We start from the raw sequence: 13,452 nt of genomic DNA, 5'->3' as shown, positions 1-13,452 counted from the left end.
AGTCTATTTGGCCAGCAGGATGCGCTGGCCATTCAAATGTTCTGCCGGTTCTTCGAACAGCCCGACGGCGGCAGCCGCGAGTTCTTCGACATCTGTGTAACCGGGGAATCGCCTTTCGGGGTGGGCTTCCCGCAGTGCTGGATCCACGAGGGCTTTGACCACAAAAATAACTGCGGCGCTGTGCTGCACGCTGGGAGCGATCGTGCCGGCCGACTGCGTCCGCCGGAAACCGTCGGCCACCGCCAGCGTCCACGCTTCAGCAGCAGCCTTTGCCGCCGCATAGCTTGCGGCCGCGGCCGTAGGAGCGGATGCAGTGGTTGAGGACACCATGGCCAGCCGGCCGTAGGGAGATGCTTCAAGCTGGCTGTAGAAAACCCGGGAGACGTTCCGCAGGGTAGTGACCGCGCTCCGTTCCATGGAGTCCCAGTCTTCATCAGACTGGTCCTCGATGCCCTTGGCGCCGCGCCACCCACCTACCAGATGGACGATGCCGTCGATGCCTTGAACCCCTCGGCCGCCAAGCTCGTCCGCCAGTTCACGCACGGACCCAAGGTCAGCGAGATCGCACACCAGTGGCGTCACTCCGTTGCCGGCTTCCACAGCCGCCGCCGTGATGCGAAGCTCGTCCGAACCCACGGTAAACACCTTGTGACCGGCTGCCCCCAATGCGCGCGCCGCAGCGATGCCGGACGCGCTGCTACCGCCGGTCACAAGGATGGTCAGTGTGCTCATCAGGCTACTGTCGCGCCGGTGATGCCGGTGGTGGACTCGATGATGGGGCGCATCTTCTTCTCCAGTGCTTCGTAGAACATGGACAGCGGGAATTCGTCGTCGAGGACTTGGTCGGTCAGTCCACGGGGCGGGCCGTCCAAGGGCAGGGCCTCTGGCCCCTTGGCCCAAACCGATGCAGGGTGGGGAGTTACCGTACTTGAAATAAGCTCGTAGGCAGCCAACCAGTGGGCGGCCTTGGGGCGGTCGATGGAGCGCCAGTAGAGCTCTTCGATTTTGGCGCCGAGTTCCACCACAACCGATGCGGCTTCGTCCCAGTCGATGGAGAGCTTGCTGTCCGTCCAGTGAAGCACATGGTGCTGGTGCATCCACGCAAACAGGAGTTGGCCGCCGAGGCCGTCGTAGTTGCGGACCCGGTTGCCTGTGATGGCGAAACGGAAAATCCGGTCGAAGATCACTGCGTACTGGACGAGCTTGGCGTGCTTTCGGGCATCGGGATCCGCTTCTTCGTCCTTTTCAATGCGGACGGATTCACGGAACGCCGTCAGGTCACAGCGCAGTTCCTCCAGTGAGTACAGGAAGAAGGGCATCCGCTGCTTGATCATGAAGGGATCGAAGGGAAGGTCGCCCCGCATGTGCGTGCGGTCGTGGATGAGGTCCCACATGACGAACGTGCGCTGGGTAAGTTCCTGGTCCTCGATCAGCTGGGCTGCGTCCATGGGAAGTTGAAGGGACGTCGTTGCTGCGGCTGCCTTCAGGACTCGCCTGAAACGGGCGGCCTCGCGGTCGGCGAAGATGGCTCCCCACGTGAAAGTGGGGGTCTCACGGACGGCGACGGTCTCCGGGAACAACACCGCAGAGTTGGTGTTGTATCCGGGGGTGAAATCGACAAAACGGATGGGGACGAAGAGCTTGTTGGAGTACTCGCCGGCCTCCAGGCCGCCGATGAACTCCGGCCAGATGACTTCGATCAGCACGGCTTCAACCAGCCTGTTGTTGCTGCCATTCTGTGTGTACATCGGAAAGACCACCAAGTGTTGGAGGCCGTCGATGCGCTGTTCCTGGGGCTGGAATGCCTGCAGTGAATCCAGGAAGTCCGGGACTCCGAACCCCCCCTGTGCCCAGTGGCCAAAGTCTTCCACCAGCAGTTCCAGATACCGGGCGTCGTGGGGGAAGAGCGGGGCCAATGCGGTGATGGCATCTGTGATTGTCGCAACGAGGCTGGCTGCCTCGCCGTGGGCGCCGGAATCGGCGATGGAGCCGTCCTGCTCCTGGTATGCCTGCAGGGCCGTGGCCGCAGCCTTAAGCGAAGCCCACTCGGCGTTGTCGGCGGTGACACGCGGGAGGCTGGAGGTGGCGGTGATTGTCATGGAGCTCGGCCCTTTCCAAGTTGGTGATTTCTTCTGGGCCGAGCGTAGCAAGCAAAAAGCATCGCTAATCCAAGAATGGCTTGAGCATAAGAAACTCTCGTTCAAATGAGGTTTCTACGTGGTTCGAGATCCAGCGCCGCACCTGTTTTACCGCTGGAGATGCTCCCGGACGGACCGCATCTGGGCGATCCGTCCGGAAGTGCTAACTCTCTTCGGGGTTGACCAGTCGGAGTGAAACGGAGTTGATGCAGAATCGCTGGTCCGTAGGGGTGCCGTAGCCCTCGCCCTCGAACACATGCCCTAGATGGGAATCACAGTTGGCGCAGCGGACTTCAACACGATCCATCCCCATAGTGCGGTCATGAAGGTACCGGACGGTGCCTTCAGCCAACGGCGCCCAGAAGGAAGGCCAGCCACAATGGGAATCAAATTTCTCCCTGCTCGTGAACAACTGGCTGCCACACGCACGGCACTGATACACACCTTCAGTGTGGGTGTCCCAGTATTCGCCGGTGTATGGCCTCTCGGTGCCCGCCTGCCGCAGGACCCGGTATTCTTCCGGGGTCAACTCCTCGCGCCACTGGGCATCGCTCTTCTCCACAGGAGCAGAAGGTGTCTTGCTGGTGTTCTCAGGAGTGTTCATGCCTTCTGCAACGCTCACGAGTCGCCGATAAATCCCGAACCCGCGTACAGGTGCAGGACAGGAAGGCCCAGTTGATCCTGCGCCTTGTTGGCCCAGTCGGTGTGGAAAGTATCGGCGATGGCATGGGGACGCGTCACCACGACAGCCTGGGCAGCATCGAGCGCCCGAACCTTCGCAACCAAGCCGGCCACGGCACCGCCGTCGAAAACCTCTCCCGTGACGCCGCCACCCAAGCCGGCCAAGGCCGACAGCGAAGCCGCCAACGTCTCGGAAGCTTCTGCACGCTCGGCCTCGGGGTCCGGCGACTGCGCAGTGAGTTCGCGGAACGCCTTGGCAATTTCAAGCAAAGAAAGATTCTCCAGGAAGTCCACCAAGAGGTGTCGCTCGGTATTGGAAGGCACCAGGACAACAAGGGGTGCGTCGCCACCATCCACAAGTTTGGCGATGTTAACGCGGTCGTCGGGGCCAAGGGGCTCTTCAGTCAGGATGACTATGGGATCACTCATGGCTACAGCGTAGTCCCGGGGAACCGGTGTCCGCAGGCTTTTGGTCCCGAATCCGCGGGCCGCTGCGCCGCGCGGTCCGTAAGTGCACCGGGCGGCGTCAGGAACGGCAACAATGGAACCATGGCATCGACTAACCGGTCAGCGAGCGACGCTGCAGAGAACACACTGTCCCTCCGCACCAAATGGGCCATTGCCGGCTTCATCGCGGGTGGCACCCTCGCCGGACTGGTGGGAGCCGGGTCCTCGGCGCTCGCAGTCTACTTTGCCCGCCGGGTCATCACCCCGGCCGCCCGCCACGAGGACCAGGAAGTCCTGGCAGTCATCCGAAGTGACCAAGGGCTGCAGGTCATCCTCGCCGCCACCCCTGATACGACCATCGACGGCGTGTTCAGCCTCTTTTTCTCTGGCGGCCAGGGCCACGCCAGGATTGGCCGGATCGTGTCGTATTCTCCTGCGGAACAGACGGTCCTTCGAGAGGTCGAGGAAGTCTACAGCGGCAACCTGCAGGAGGCCCGCCGCGGGTGGTGGAGCGGTGCTACCTACCCGGACCCGGCCGCGATCGGCCTTGCGGCTGAAGACGTGGACATCGAGGTCGACGGCGGGAAGGCACCGGCGTGGCTGATCCGCGCCGACGCTTCGGCGCCCGCCCCTGTGTGGGCAATCATGGTCCACGGCCGAGGCGCCACCCGGCTCGAAGGGCTCCGGGCAGTACGTACCGCGCACGACCTGGGCTTGGACAGCCTGCTGATCTCCTACCGCAACGACGGATTGGCTCCGTCGGCACTCGACGGTCGCTATGGACTGGGATCCACTGAATGGCGCGATGTTGAGGCTGCGATCGAATACGCGCTGGAGCATGGGGCACGGGAGATCGTCCTTTTTGGGTGGTCCATGGGCGGGGCCATCAGCCTGCAGACGGCCGATCTCTCCAAATACAGGCACCTGATCCGCGCCCTTGTGCTGGACGCCCCTGTTATCAACTGGGTCAACGTCATGGCGCACCACGCCGAAATGAACAGGATTCCCTACACTGTGGGGCGCTATGGACAGCTGATGCTGGGACACCCGCTGGGGCGCAGGCTCACCGGCCTCGCGGCGCCCGTCGACTTGAAGGCGATGGACTGGGAAGCCCGCGCCATTGAGCTGCGCACTCCTACGCTGTTGATCCACAGCGTAGATGACGATTACGTTCCCTTCGGGCCATCTGCAAGCCTCGCTGAAAAGAACCCGGAAATGGTCACCTTTGAGCCGTTCAACGGCGCCCGGCACACCAAGGAATGGAACGTCGATCCGGAACGGTGGCAGCGCGTGGTTCACGCCTGGCTGCAACGCCAGTTGGCTCCGAGGAGCAATCCGGGACAGGGCGGCAGTGCGGGCCCAGCAGCTGTGTCAGGACCTGTCGGATAGGGCCGTGCCTGGCTTCAGCCCTTCGCCGTCGGAGAGGTACCGATGGGTGCAACGGCGGCCTTGGTCAGCTTGATAAGGTCCCTCGGAGCAAGTTCGATGTCCAGCCCCCGGCGTCCGCCGGATACCAGGATGGTGGCAAAGGTCAGCGCTGATTCGTCCAGAACCGTTGGAGAGGACTGGCGCTGTCCCAGCGGCGATATGCCGCCAAGCACATAGCCGGAGCGACGTTCAGCGGCTTTGGGATCTGCCATGGCAGCTTTCTTTGCCCCCAGGGCGGCGGCCACGGACTTGAGGTCGAGGTTGCCGGACACTGGGACAATGGCCACCGCCAGCCGGCCTTCAACTTCCACCATCAGCGTCTTGAATACCCGCGCGGTCTCGACGCCCAGGACTTCGGCGGCTTCCAGGCCGTAACTGGCAGCCGCCGGATCATGGGCATAGGGGTGCAGCACAAAGGGAACGCCGGCCGCAGCAAGCGCTGCAGTGGCCGGCGTTCCCTGTGAAGCCATCTTCTTGGCCATACCGTGTGGGCGTGCCTTTCAGTGTTCCAGCCGGTTCAGTGTTCCAGCCGGCCCGCGGCTGCAACCTTGCGCTTGATACGGCCGAGCATGGCGGTCATTCCCCGCATGCGCAGGGGGGTGATGGCCCGGGTCAGGCCCAGCAGTTCGGGCATGTCGTCCGGAACAGCCAGGATTTCTTCGGCTGTCAGTCCGTCCAGGCCCTCGTGCAGGACACCTGCGAAGCCACGGGTGGTCGGCGCCTCCTGCGGAGCCTTGAAGAAGAGCCGGTACTTACGGGCACCGTCTGGATTCTTCTCGGATTCGATGGTGAGGAACAAAGGCGACTGGCATTCCACGACCTGCTCCAGCAGCTCGGGGTGGTCCTTCAAACGCTCAGGAAGCTCCGGCAGGCCCCTGGAGAACTCAAGCAGAAGCTGCAGGCGGTCAGGCTCCGTCAGTGCCTGGAAGTCATCGACGATCTCCGCCAATGCGGCGGGCAAAGTGTACGTACTCATCTCTTCCAGCTTACGCACTACAGCGGCGAATGCACTTTGTGTGCCGCAACACTACGGGCCCCCGCTGCTTTGCTAGTTGCTTGCGAAAGCGGCAGGGACAGCACCCCGGTCGGCGCCCTTGACGATGGGAACCCGAACCGCGTTGCCCCACTCCGTCCAGGAGCCGTCGTAGTTGCGTACGGTATCGAAGCCGAGGAGGTATTTCAGGGCGAACCACGTGTGGCTTGAACGTTCGCCGATGCGGCAGTACGCCACCACGTCGTCGCCCGCCTTGAGCCCGGCCTCGCCGAGGTACAGGGCTTCGAGTTCTTCACGGCTGCGGTAGGTGCCGTCTTCCGCAGCGGCGCGGGCCCACGGAATCGATGCGGCCGTGGGGATGTGGCCGCCACGGAGGGCGCCTTCCTCGGGGTAGGCCGGCATGTGGGTGCGCTGGCCGGTGTATTCCTCGGGGGAGCGGACATCGATCAGGGGGTTGCCCAGGTGCGCCAGGACGTCTTCCTTGAACGCGCGGATGGGAGCGTCATTGCGCTCTACCTCCGGGTATTCGCCGACGGCGGGCTGAGAAGCTTCGGTGGTCAGCTCGCGGCCTTCAGCGATCCACTTGTCCCGGCCGCCGTCCAGGAGACGGACATCCTGGTGGCCGAAAAGGGTGAAAACCCAGAGGGCGTAGGCGGCCCACCAGTTGGACTTGTCGCCGTAGATGACCACGGTGCTGTCACGGGAGATGCCCTTGGACGCGGCGAGGGCGGCGAATGCGGCACCATCCACGTAGTCACGGGTGACTTCGTCATTCAGGTCGGTGTGCCAGTCGATCTTGACGGCGCCCGGGATGTGGCCGGTCTCGTACAGGAGGACGTCTTCATCGGACTCCACGACAACCAGCTTGCCGTCGGCAATAGCGCCGTCTGCAAGTGCTGCGGCGAGCCATTCGGTGGAGACAAGGCGTTCAGGGTTCGCGTACGACGCGAACTTTTCGTTCTGTTCAACGGGGTAGGACATGGTGATGGCCTTTCACTGACAACGGACGGAGCCAGGCCGGGGAGGATGGTGCAAGCGCCAGCCCGGCGTGCTCCCAACACTAACCACGGGTCGCCAGGAATGCTTCCCTGTGGTCATACGGTGAAACATGGGCTTGGTCACGTGTCCGTTCCGAGCGCTCCGAAGCCGGTATTCTTGCTGGGGACCTAATACCGAAGGAACGGACCACCGTGGTACAGATCGAACAACTGGCTGCCCGCACGCCGGCAGTCTCCGTGGAGGAACTCCTCAAGGGTTTCTACCCCTCTCCGCGATTCGGAGAGGTGTCGTTCGACAGCTACCGGCCCGACCCGTCGCAACCGAGTCAAGCAAACGCTGTAAAGCTCCTCTCGGCCTTTGCAGATGGTGTGGGCTCCGACGAAGGCAGCGGGCTCTTCAAGAAACTGTTCGCCAAAAAGGCGCCGGCCACCAGGGCGGGAATCTACCTGGACGGTGGCTTCGGTGTCGGTAAGACCCACCTCTTGGCGTCTCTGTGGCACAGGTCTCCGGGTCCGAAGGCCTTCGGTACCTTCGTGGAATACACCAACCTCGTGGGGGCACTCTCCTTCCGAAAGACTGTTGAAGCCCTCAGCAGCTACAAGCTGGTCTGCATCGACGAATTCGAACTCGACGATCCAGGGGACACCGTGCTGATGTCCCGCCTCATGCGTGAACTGGCCGACGCCGGCGTCAAGCTCGCTGCCACGTCCAACACCCTGCCCGGTTCGCTGGGCGAAGGGCGCTTTGCCGCCGTCGACTTCCAGCGTGAGATCCAGGTCCTCGCCGACCAATTCGACGTCGTCAGGATCGACGGCGAGGACTTCCGCCATCGCGGCTTGCCGGCTGCTCCTGCGCCGCTCAAGACAGAAGAACTCAAGCACCGCATGAAAGCCGAATTCGACGGCAAGACTGTGGCCGTGGACGACTTCCGCACCCTCGTCAACCACCTGGCCGCCGTCCACCCCAGCCGTTACCGGCAGCTCATCTCGGGTGTGGAGGCAGTGGTGTGGAGTGACGTCGAAACCATTACCGAACAGGCGGTCGCCCTGCGCTTTGTGGTGCTGGCCGACCGGCTGTACGACAAAGATGTTCCCATCCTTGCCAGCGGCGTCCCCTTCGATAAGCTCTTTACCGAAGAAATGATGACCGGCGGCTACACGAAGAAGTACTTCCGCGCTGTTTCCAGGCTGACCGCACTTGCCCGTGAGGCCCAAAACCACGAGCCTGCCTGATTCAGGCCTTCTGAAGAGGCTCCCTGCTCTTCAGCATCCAGCGGACCAGGATACCTCCAGCCAGAGCCCAGAAAGCAGCGCCCACACCGGCGAAGCTGAGGCCCGATGCTGCCAGCAGGAAAGTGATGCACGCCGGAATGCGTTCCTCGGTGACGGCCAGGGCGGAGGATATTGACGCGGCCAAGGTCCCCAGGAGTGCGAGACCGGCCACGGCCTCAAGAAGTCCTGGCGGGGCAGCAGCCACCAAGGTAACCAGTGCTGCGGATGCGGCTGCGAGGACCAGATAGGCGAAGCCGGAGACGAACGCGGCGATCCAGCGCCTGCCATGGTCTTTGCCCGCCTCCTCACCCGCGGCCAGTGCCGCGCTGAGAGCAGCCAGGTTGATGGCATGGCCTCCGAAGGGTGCACCGACCATGGTTCCAGCTCCAGTGACCAGCATGGATGAACGCCATGGCGTGGCGTACCCAAATGACTTCAGCACCGCGACACCGGGAATGTTCTGCGACGCCATCGTGACGATGAACAAAGGCAACGCCAGCCCCACAGCAGCCTCCAGGGAAAAAGCAGGGGTGGTCCATTCCAGCCTGGGCAGGAGACTGTCCACGGGTACCTGGACACCATTGGAAGCGATGTGGATTCCGATGACGGCAAGGGCAACCAGCAACGACGCCGGGACCGACCACCGCGGTGCGAATTTCATCAGGACAACCCAGCACAGGACCACTGGAGCAATGAAGAGCGGCGCCGAGCCCAACGACTTGAAAGGCGCCAGGCACAGGGGGAGTAAGACTCCGGCGAGCATGGCTTGCGCCAATGCCGTGGGGATTTTAGCCATGAGCCGGCCCAGGACGGGAAGCAAACCTGTGAGGACGATCAGTACCCCGACGATCAAAAAGGCACCAACGGCGGCCGGCCAACCGCCGTCGACCATTCCAGCAGAGGCGAGCAGCGCCGCGCCAGGCGTGGACCATGCGAGCGTCACCGGCATCCGGGATCGCCAGGACAGCCAGAGAATGCCCAGGCCAAAAGTAAGGGTCAGAACCAGCAAGCCGCTGGATGCCTGGGACTGATTGGCCCCGACAGACTGCAAACCCGCAAGGACAACAGCGAATGACGAGGTGAAACCGACAAGCGCCGTGACGATGCCGGCAGTGATCGGTGGGCCCAGTGGCTCCCGGTTGGTCCGGGGTTGCGTGGTTGACGGGGAGACTGAAGGCATAGAGACCAAAGTACCTGACCGGCCAAAGGCGACCGTAAGATTTGGCCGTTAAACGCCAAGGGCACCGGTGGCGCCTCTCGGCGGGACCGGTGCCCCCTTGACGTATCTGGTACGGCGGCTCAGGCAGCTATGGCTGCTTCGGCTCATCCGCGACGGGAGCCTGCTGAGGCTCTCCGTCATTCTTGGCCACGAAGTCGGAAGCGGCATTCTGGACCTTGTCGACGTGACCGGCGTACTTGCCGCCCGTCTTCTCGTCCACAAAATCCCCGGCCTTTTCGATGCCATTCTTGATGGCTTCTTCGTTGCCTTGAATGAGACCCTGAGCCTTACCCTTCAGGTCGTCAATTAAACCCACGGGCACCTCCCTTCCATCGCGGAGCCAGTTCGCTCCTCCGCGTCCGACCCTAACACCAGATGGTATGGGTGCCAAGGGTTCGGGGCGGTGCTGTGGTCAAACTATGCCGACGGCGTACTGGACACCTTATGGCGGGGACTATCCGGGTTCATCAGCGAGTGCCTTCGGCCGTAGGCGAAGTAGATCACCAGCCCGATGACCAGCCACACTCCGAAACGCAACCAGGTTTCCCAGTGCAGTTGGAACATGAGGAATGCCGAAGCAAGGACGCCGAAGGCGGGAACCACCGGCATGAGCGGCAGGCGGAAGGTACGCGGAGCGTTGGGCTTGGTGTAGCGGAAGACAATCACGGAAACACAAACCACCACGAAAGCGGCCAGGATACCGATGTTGGTCAGGTCGGCCACTTCCTTGATGGGGAAGACGCCGGCAAGGAACGCCGAGGCGACGCCGGCGATCCATGTGACGCGCTGTGGCGTGCCGTGCCGGTCCGTTTTGGCGAACCAGCCTGGCAGCAGGCCGTCGCGGCTCATGGAGAACCACACGCGGGTGACGCCCAACAGGAACGTGAGCATGACGGTCAGGATGGACAGGACAGCGAAGACCGAGATGATGGTGGCAATGACCGGGAGTCCGACCCCTTGGAACGCCGATGCGAAGCCTGCGGTGGGATTGATGTCCTTGTAGTTCTGCATCCCCGTGAGGACCAGCGTGGCAGCGACGTACAACAGCATGGCAATGATCAAGGACAGGATGATGGCCTTGGGCATGTGCTTCTTGCCGTCCTTTGCCTCTTCCGCCGCTGTACTCATGGCGTCATAACCGAAGACTGCGAAGAAGACGGTCGCGGCGCCGGCAATGACCGGACCGAAGCCACTGGGCATGAACGGGTTGTAGTTCTCAGCGTTCACGTAGAAAATGCCAAGGCCGATGATGAAGAGGATCAGGATGACCTTGATGGCTACCGCGACAAGTTCGAACCGGCCGAACGCCTTGGTTCCACGGCTCAGGATCCACGTTACCAAGAGGCAGACGAGGATCGCGGGGAGGTTGATGATGCCGCCCTTGCCCTCGTCGGCAGTGGACGTCATCCAGGTTGGCATGTGGATTCCGATGCCGGAGAGGAACGCGTCAAAGTAGCCGGAGATGCCGATGGCCACCACTGCCACGATCGCGATGTATTCCAGCAGGAGGTCCCAACCGATGAACCAGCCAATGATCTCGCCAAGGGCCACATAGCCGTAGGTGTAAGCCGAGCCGGCACGGGGGATCATCCCAGCGAATTCGGCGTAGGAAAGCGCGGCTGCGCCGGACGCCAGGCCGGCGATCAGGAAGGAAAACAGCACGGCAGGGCCAACGCCCGGAGTTCCCTCGCTGCCATGGGCTACAAGTCCGGCAAGGGAGAAAATCCCGACGCCGATAATTCCGCCGACGCCGATGGCCGTCAGTTGCCAGAGGCCAAGACTCTTGAATAGTCCGCTGTGCTTGTTTTCTTCCTCAATGTCGTCGATCGGCTTGCGTCTCAGGACGGACTTGGAAGTCGTCTGTTGATTCATGGGGGTACTCCTGCCAGTTGGCCTGGAACGGTGATGAGCTCGCAGTACATTATGCGAGCCGAATCACATTAGATAAAGCGAATTCTTCTGAGGGGTATCAGTTACTTCACGTAATGAGTCGGCGATAAGCCAAAATTGGGCACAAAAAAAGCAGCTCCGGGGAGCTGCTTTTCTTTTCTGGAGCGGACGACGAGATTCGAACTCGCGACATCCACCTTGGCAAGGTGGTGCTCTACCAGCTGAGCTACGTCCGCACATGTTGTCTTCCGGGCTGATGCCTGGCCGTCAACAACAAACAAGTTGCCTTGTTCTGGTGGGCGATACTGGGATCGAACCAGTGACCTCTTCCGTGTCAGGGAAGCGCGCTACCGCTGCGCCAATCGCCCGTTACCGGGTCCTTCAATGTCCTTCAAAAAGGAGAGCGGACGACGAGATTCGAACTCGCGACATCCACCTTGGCAAGGTGGTGCTCTACCAGCTGAGCTACGTCCGCACATGTTGTCTTCCGGGCTGATGCCTGGACGTCAACAACAAACAAGTTGCCTTGTTCTGGTGGGCGATACTGGGATCGAACCAGTGACCTCTTCCGTGTCAGGGAAGCGCGCTACCGCTGCGCCAATCGCCCATGCATCCAGCCAACTGCTGGAAGACATGGTTTTCACCGAGGTGGGTACGGGATTCGAACCCGTGTATACGGCTTTGCAGGCCGCTGCCTCGCCTCTCGGCCAACCCACCGTGTAAGCCGAATTCCGGGGAATTCCTGCTTTGACAGTGCCTTGCGAGCGGACGACGAGATTCGAACTCGCGACATCCACCTTGGCAAGGTGGTGCTCTACCAGCTGAGCTACGTCCGCAGTGTCGTTTCGGCGGGCAGCCCTGCAGGCTTTCCGTCGCTTTCCGACGAGTAAAAACTCTATAGGAGGTTCCTGCAATCTCCAAATCGGTAGCTTGCATTGGTGCGCGATGGCCCCTGGATCCTTGATTTTCCGGGAAACGCACGGAGTTTCATGGCTGTAATTCCATGGTTGTAGTTCGACTGCAAATGCAGCGCTCAGATGGGTTTTGCATTCCAGCGATGGTCCGTTAGTGTTTTCTATGCACCCGGGCGATTGGCGCAGTGGTAGCGCGCTTCGTTCACACCGAAGAGGTCACTGGTTCGAACCCAGTATCGCCCACCACCGGGAAGCCCCGTTTGGACTGATTGTTTCGGTCCGAACGGGGTTTCTTTTTGCTTGCGCCTTGTTTGTCTGGGGATTGTGCGTTTCTGCGTCACGAACCTGGTGGACGCGATACCCATCAACATGCGCGAACAAAAAGAACCAGAATTGGCCCCGGCTGCCGCGGAACCCGCCCTGCTGTTCGAGGATCTTGCCTTGACTGCCCCTATCCTCGCTGGAAAGCTCGCCCGGCTGCCCCCGGAGCAGCTCGCAATGGTCTTCCCGCCGGAGAATTCTGTCGGCCCTGTATGACACAGTCTTTACATGACTGCTCCACTGCTTGCCCACGCTACTGACTACGGCCGGATGTATGCCCGCTCCACCACGGAGCAATTTTCGGTGCCCTCGATCACCACGGTAATCGGACAACAGGCGCACTCATTGGATGGCTGGTTCAGTTACATGGGTGCGAGCAGTCTCGCTGCGGATCCGGAGCTTCCCGCGATCCTGGGGAGTCCAGCCAAGACCCGCCAGGCCATCAACAAAGCCGCCAAAGCGGCGGAGGTGTACCGGGATGCAGCGGCAGCACGCGGCGACCGCGTGCACACCTACTGCGAGCAGGTTGCCTTGCGTGCTCTGGGGCGCCCGCACCGCATGCAGGAATGCCGGGACGACCTCGCAGCCCATGGTGAGGAGGCGTTTGCCGCCCGTTTTGATGAATGGTGGGAGCTGTACCGGGTGGAGCCGTTGGCCCCCGAGATCACCGTGTGGAACAAGACTGTGGGCTACGCCGGGACACTTGACCTTGTGGCCCGGATCAACGGACGTATCTGCCTGATCGACTACAAGACCAAAGGCACTACCCGGGACGGAACGGTCAAGGCGCTGGATGACAAAGTGGTCATGCAGCTTGCCGCTGGAATGAAGGCTGAGGAGAGCCTGGTTGATCCCGTTGCCGGGGAATGGGAGCCATGGAAATACGGCGACAATCCCATGCTGCTCGCTGTAGCCATCGGAGAGACCGAAGTCAGGCCGATGCGGGCCAACCCGGAAATCCTCAAGCACCACTGGTGGAAATTCTGCGCCCTTCGGCGCGTCTGGGAAATGTCGGCAGACGTCTCTGCAGCGGGACAAGCACTGTTGCCCATTGCTCCACCTGTGTTTGCATCGGTTGGGGCCGGGGCGGCAAACAACGGCAGCGGCGAATGACCTCAACTAAACTGGCTTAGGCTCCGCAACACCCGGA

General features: G+C 61.8%; 14 protein-coding genes and 7 tRNA genes. 5 read left to right on the top strand and 16 right to left on the bottom strand.

All coding sequences use genetic code 11. From position 1 onward, the window contains the following. Positions 1-3 precede the first annotated feature (3 nt). The 4 genes from ACSSVG_RS00655 to ACSSVG_RS00640 form a co-directional block, all read right to left on the bottom strand. Positions 4-732, bottom strand: a complete 729-nt coding sequence (locus ACSSVG_RS00655) for an SDR family NAD(P)-dependent oxidoreductase (protein WP_492416768.1) — start codon at positions 730-732, stop codon at positions 4-6. Further along, a complete protein-coding gene (locus ACSSVG_RS00650; RefSeq protein WP_492416767.1) occupies positions 732-2,099 on the bottom strand; it encodes a DUF6421 family protein in 1,368 nt (455 codons plus the stop codon). The genes ACSSVG_RS00655 and ACSSVG_RS00650 overlap by 1 nt, the downstream gene beginning before the upstream one ends. Positions 2,100-2,301: 202 nt before the next feature. Next, entirely contained in the window at positions 2,302-2,742 is a 441-nt protein-coding gene (msrB, locus tag ACSSVG_RS00645; protein WP_231338994.1) for a peptide-methionine (R)-S-oxide reductase MsrB, read from the bottom strand. Positions 2,743-2,756: 14 nt separating this feature from the next. Then, positions 2,757-3,248, bottom strand: a complete 492-nt coding sequence (locus tag ACSSVG_RS00640; protein ID WP_492416765.1) for a hypothetical protein — start codon at positions 3,246-3,248, stop codon at positions 2,757-2,759. Between the two features lie 120 nt (positions 3,249-3,368). On the opposite strand from ACSSVG_RS00640, the gene ACSSVG_RS00635 reads away from it, so the two are divergent. Beyond that, the gene (locus tag ACSSVG_RS00635) at positions 3,369-4,655 is read left to right on the top strand and encodes an alpha/beta hydrolase family protein (protein WP_231338948.1); all 1,287 of its coding nucleotides are present in this window, start codon (positions 3,369-3,371) and stop codon (positions 4,653-4,655) included. Positions 4,656-4,669: 14 nt separating this feature from the next. Here ACSSVG_RS00635 and ybaK read toward each other — a convergent pair whose 3' ends face one another. The 3 genes from ybaK to ACSSVG_RS00620 form a co-directional block, all read right to left on the bottom strand. Continuing rightward, positions 4,670-5,176 (bottom strand): Cys-tRNA(Pro) deacylase, encoded by a 507-nt coding sequence (gene ybaK / locus ACSSVG_RS00630; protein WP_492416763.1) that lies wholly within the window; start codon positions 5,174-5,176, stop codon positions 4,670-4,672. Between the two features lie 35 nt (positions 5,177-5,211). After that, positions 5,212-5,670 (bottom strand): SufE family protein, encoded by a 459-nt coding sequence (locus ACSSVG_RS00625; RefSeq protein ID WP_231338946.1) that lies wholly within the window; start codon positions 5,668-5,670, stop codon positions 5,212-5,214. Positions 5,671-5,742: 72 nt separating this feature from the next. Continuing rightward, entirely contained in the window at positions 5,743-6,669 is a 927-nt protein-coding gene (locus ACSSVG_RS00620; RefSeq protein WP_231338945.1) for a sulfurtransferase, read from the bottom strand. A gap of 209 nt (positions 6,670-6,878) precedes the next feature. On the opposite strand from ACSSVG_RS00620, the gene zapE reads away from it, so the two are divergent. Then, a complete protein-coding gene (gene zapE / locus ACSSVG_RS00615; RefSeq protein ID WP_492416760.1) occupies positions 6,879-7,919 on the top strand; it encodes a cell division protein ZapE in 1,041 nt (346 codons plus the stop codon). A 1-nt stretch (position 7,920) separates the two neighbouring features. On the opposite strand, the gene ACSSVG_RS00610 is transcribed toward zapE, so the two are convergent. The 9 genes from ACSSVG_RS00610 to ACSSVG_RS00570 all read right to left on the bottom strand — a co-directional run bounded on the left by ACSSVG_RS00610 (position 7,921) and on the right by ACSSVG_RS00570 (position 11,903). Beyond that, on the bottom strand, positions 7,921-9,138 hold the full coding sequence (locus tag ACSSVG_RS00610; protein WP_492416758.1) for a benzoate/H(+) symporter BenE family transporter: 1,218 nt from the start codon (positions 9,136-9,138) through the stop codon (positions 7,921-7,923). 127 nt (positions 9,139-9,265) lie between these two features. Continuing rightward, on the bottom strand, positions 9,266-9,499 hold the full coding sequence (locus tag ACSSVG_RS00605; protein WP_231338942.1) for an antitoxin: 234 nt from the start codon (positions 9,497-9,499) through the stop codon (positions 9,266-9,268). 95 nt (positions 9,500-9,594) lie between these two features. Then, a complete protein-coding gene (locus tag ACSSVG_RS00600) occupies positions 9,595-11,049 on the bottom strand; it encodes an amino acid permease (RefSeq protein WP_231338941.1) in 1,455 nt (484 codons plus the stop codon). Positions 11,050-11,227: 178 nt separating this feature from the next. Continuing rightward, positions 11,228-11,303 (bottom strand) — tRNA-Gly (locus tag ACSSVG_RS00595). Positions 11,304-11,360: 57 nt separating this feature from the next. Next, a tRNA-Val gene (locus ACSSVG_RS00590) sits at positions 11,361-11,435 on the bottom strand. 34 nt (positions 11,436-11,469) lie between these two features. Beyond that, positions 11,470-11,542, bottom strand: a tRNA-Gly gene (locus tag ACSSVG_RS00585). Positions 11,543-11,599: 57 nt separating this feature from the next. Beyond that, positions 11,600-11,674, bottom strand: a tRNA-Val gene (locus ACSSVG_RS00580). A 39-nt stretch (positions 11,675-11,713) separates the two neighbouring features. Continuing rightward, positions 11,714-11,784: transfer RNA gene (locus ACSSVG_RS00575), tRNA-Cys, on the bottom strand. A gap of 46 nt (positions 11,785-11,830) precedes the next feature. Beyond that, positions 11,831-11,903 (bottom strand) — tRNA-Gly (locus tag ACSSVG_RS00570). A 249-nt stretch (positions 11,904-12,152) separates the two neighbouring features. Here ACSSVG_RS00570 and ACSSVG_RS00565 point away from each other — a divergent pair. The 3 genes from ACSSVG_RS00565 to ACSSVG_RS00555 all read left to right on the top strand — a co-directional run bounded on the left by ACSSVG_RS00565 (position 12,153) and on the right by ACSSVG_RS00555 (position 13,415). Next, positions 12,153-12,227, top strand: a tRNA-Val gene (locus ACSSVG_RS00565). Between the two features lie 123 nt (positions 12,228-12,350). Then, a complete protein-coding gene (locus tag ACSSVG_RS00560) occupies positions 12,351-12,518 on the top strand; it encodes a hypothetical protein (RefSeq protein WP_492416755.1) in 168 nt (55 codons plus the stop codon). Between the two features lie 12 nt (positions 12,519-12,530). Beyond that, the gene (locus ACSSVG_RS00555; protein ID WP_492416754.1) at positions 12,531-13,415 is read left to right on the top strand and encodes a cytochrome; all 885 of its coding nucleotides are present in this window, start codon (positions 12,531-12,533) and stop codon (positions 13,413-13,415) included. Positions 13,416-13,452: the final 37 nt, after the last annotated feature.

The organism is Paenarthrobacter sp. E2MeOHC11 (genome assembly GCF_058744955.1).
This window is presented reverse-complemented; position numbering and strand designations above follow the sequence as displayed.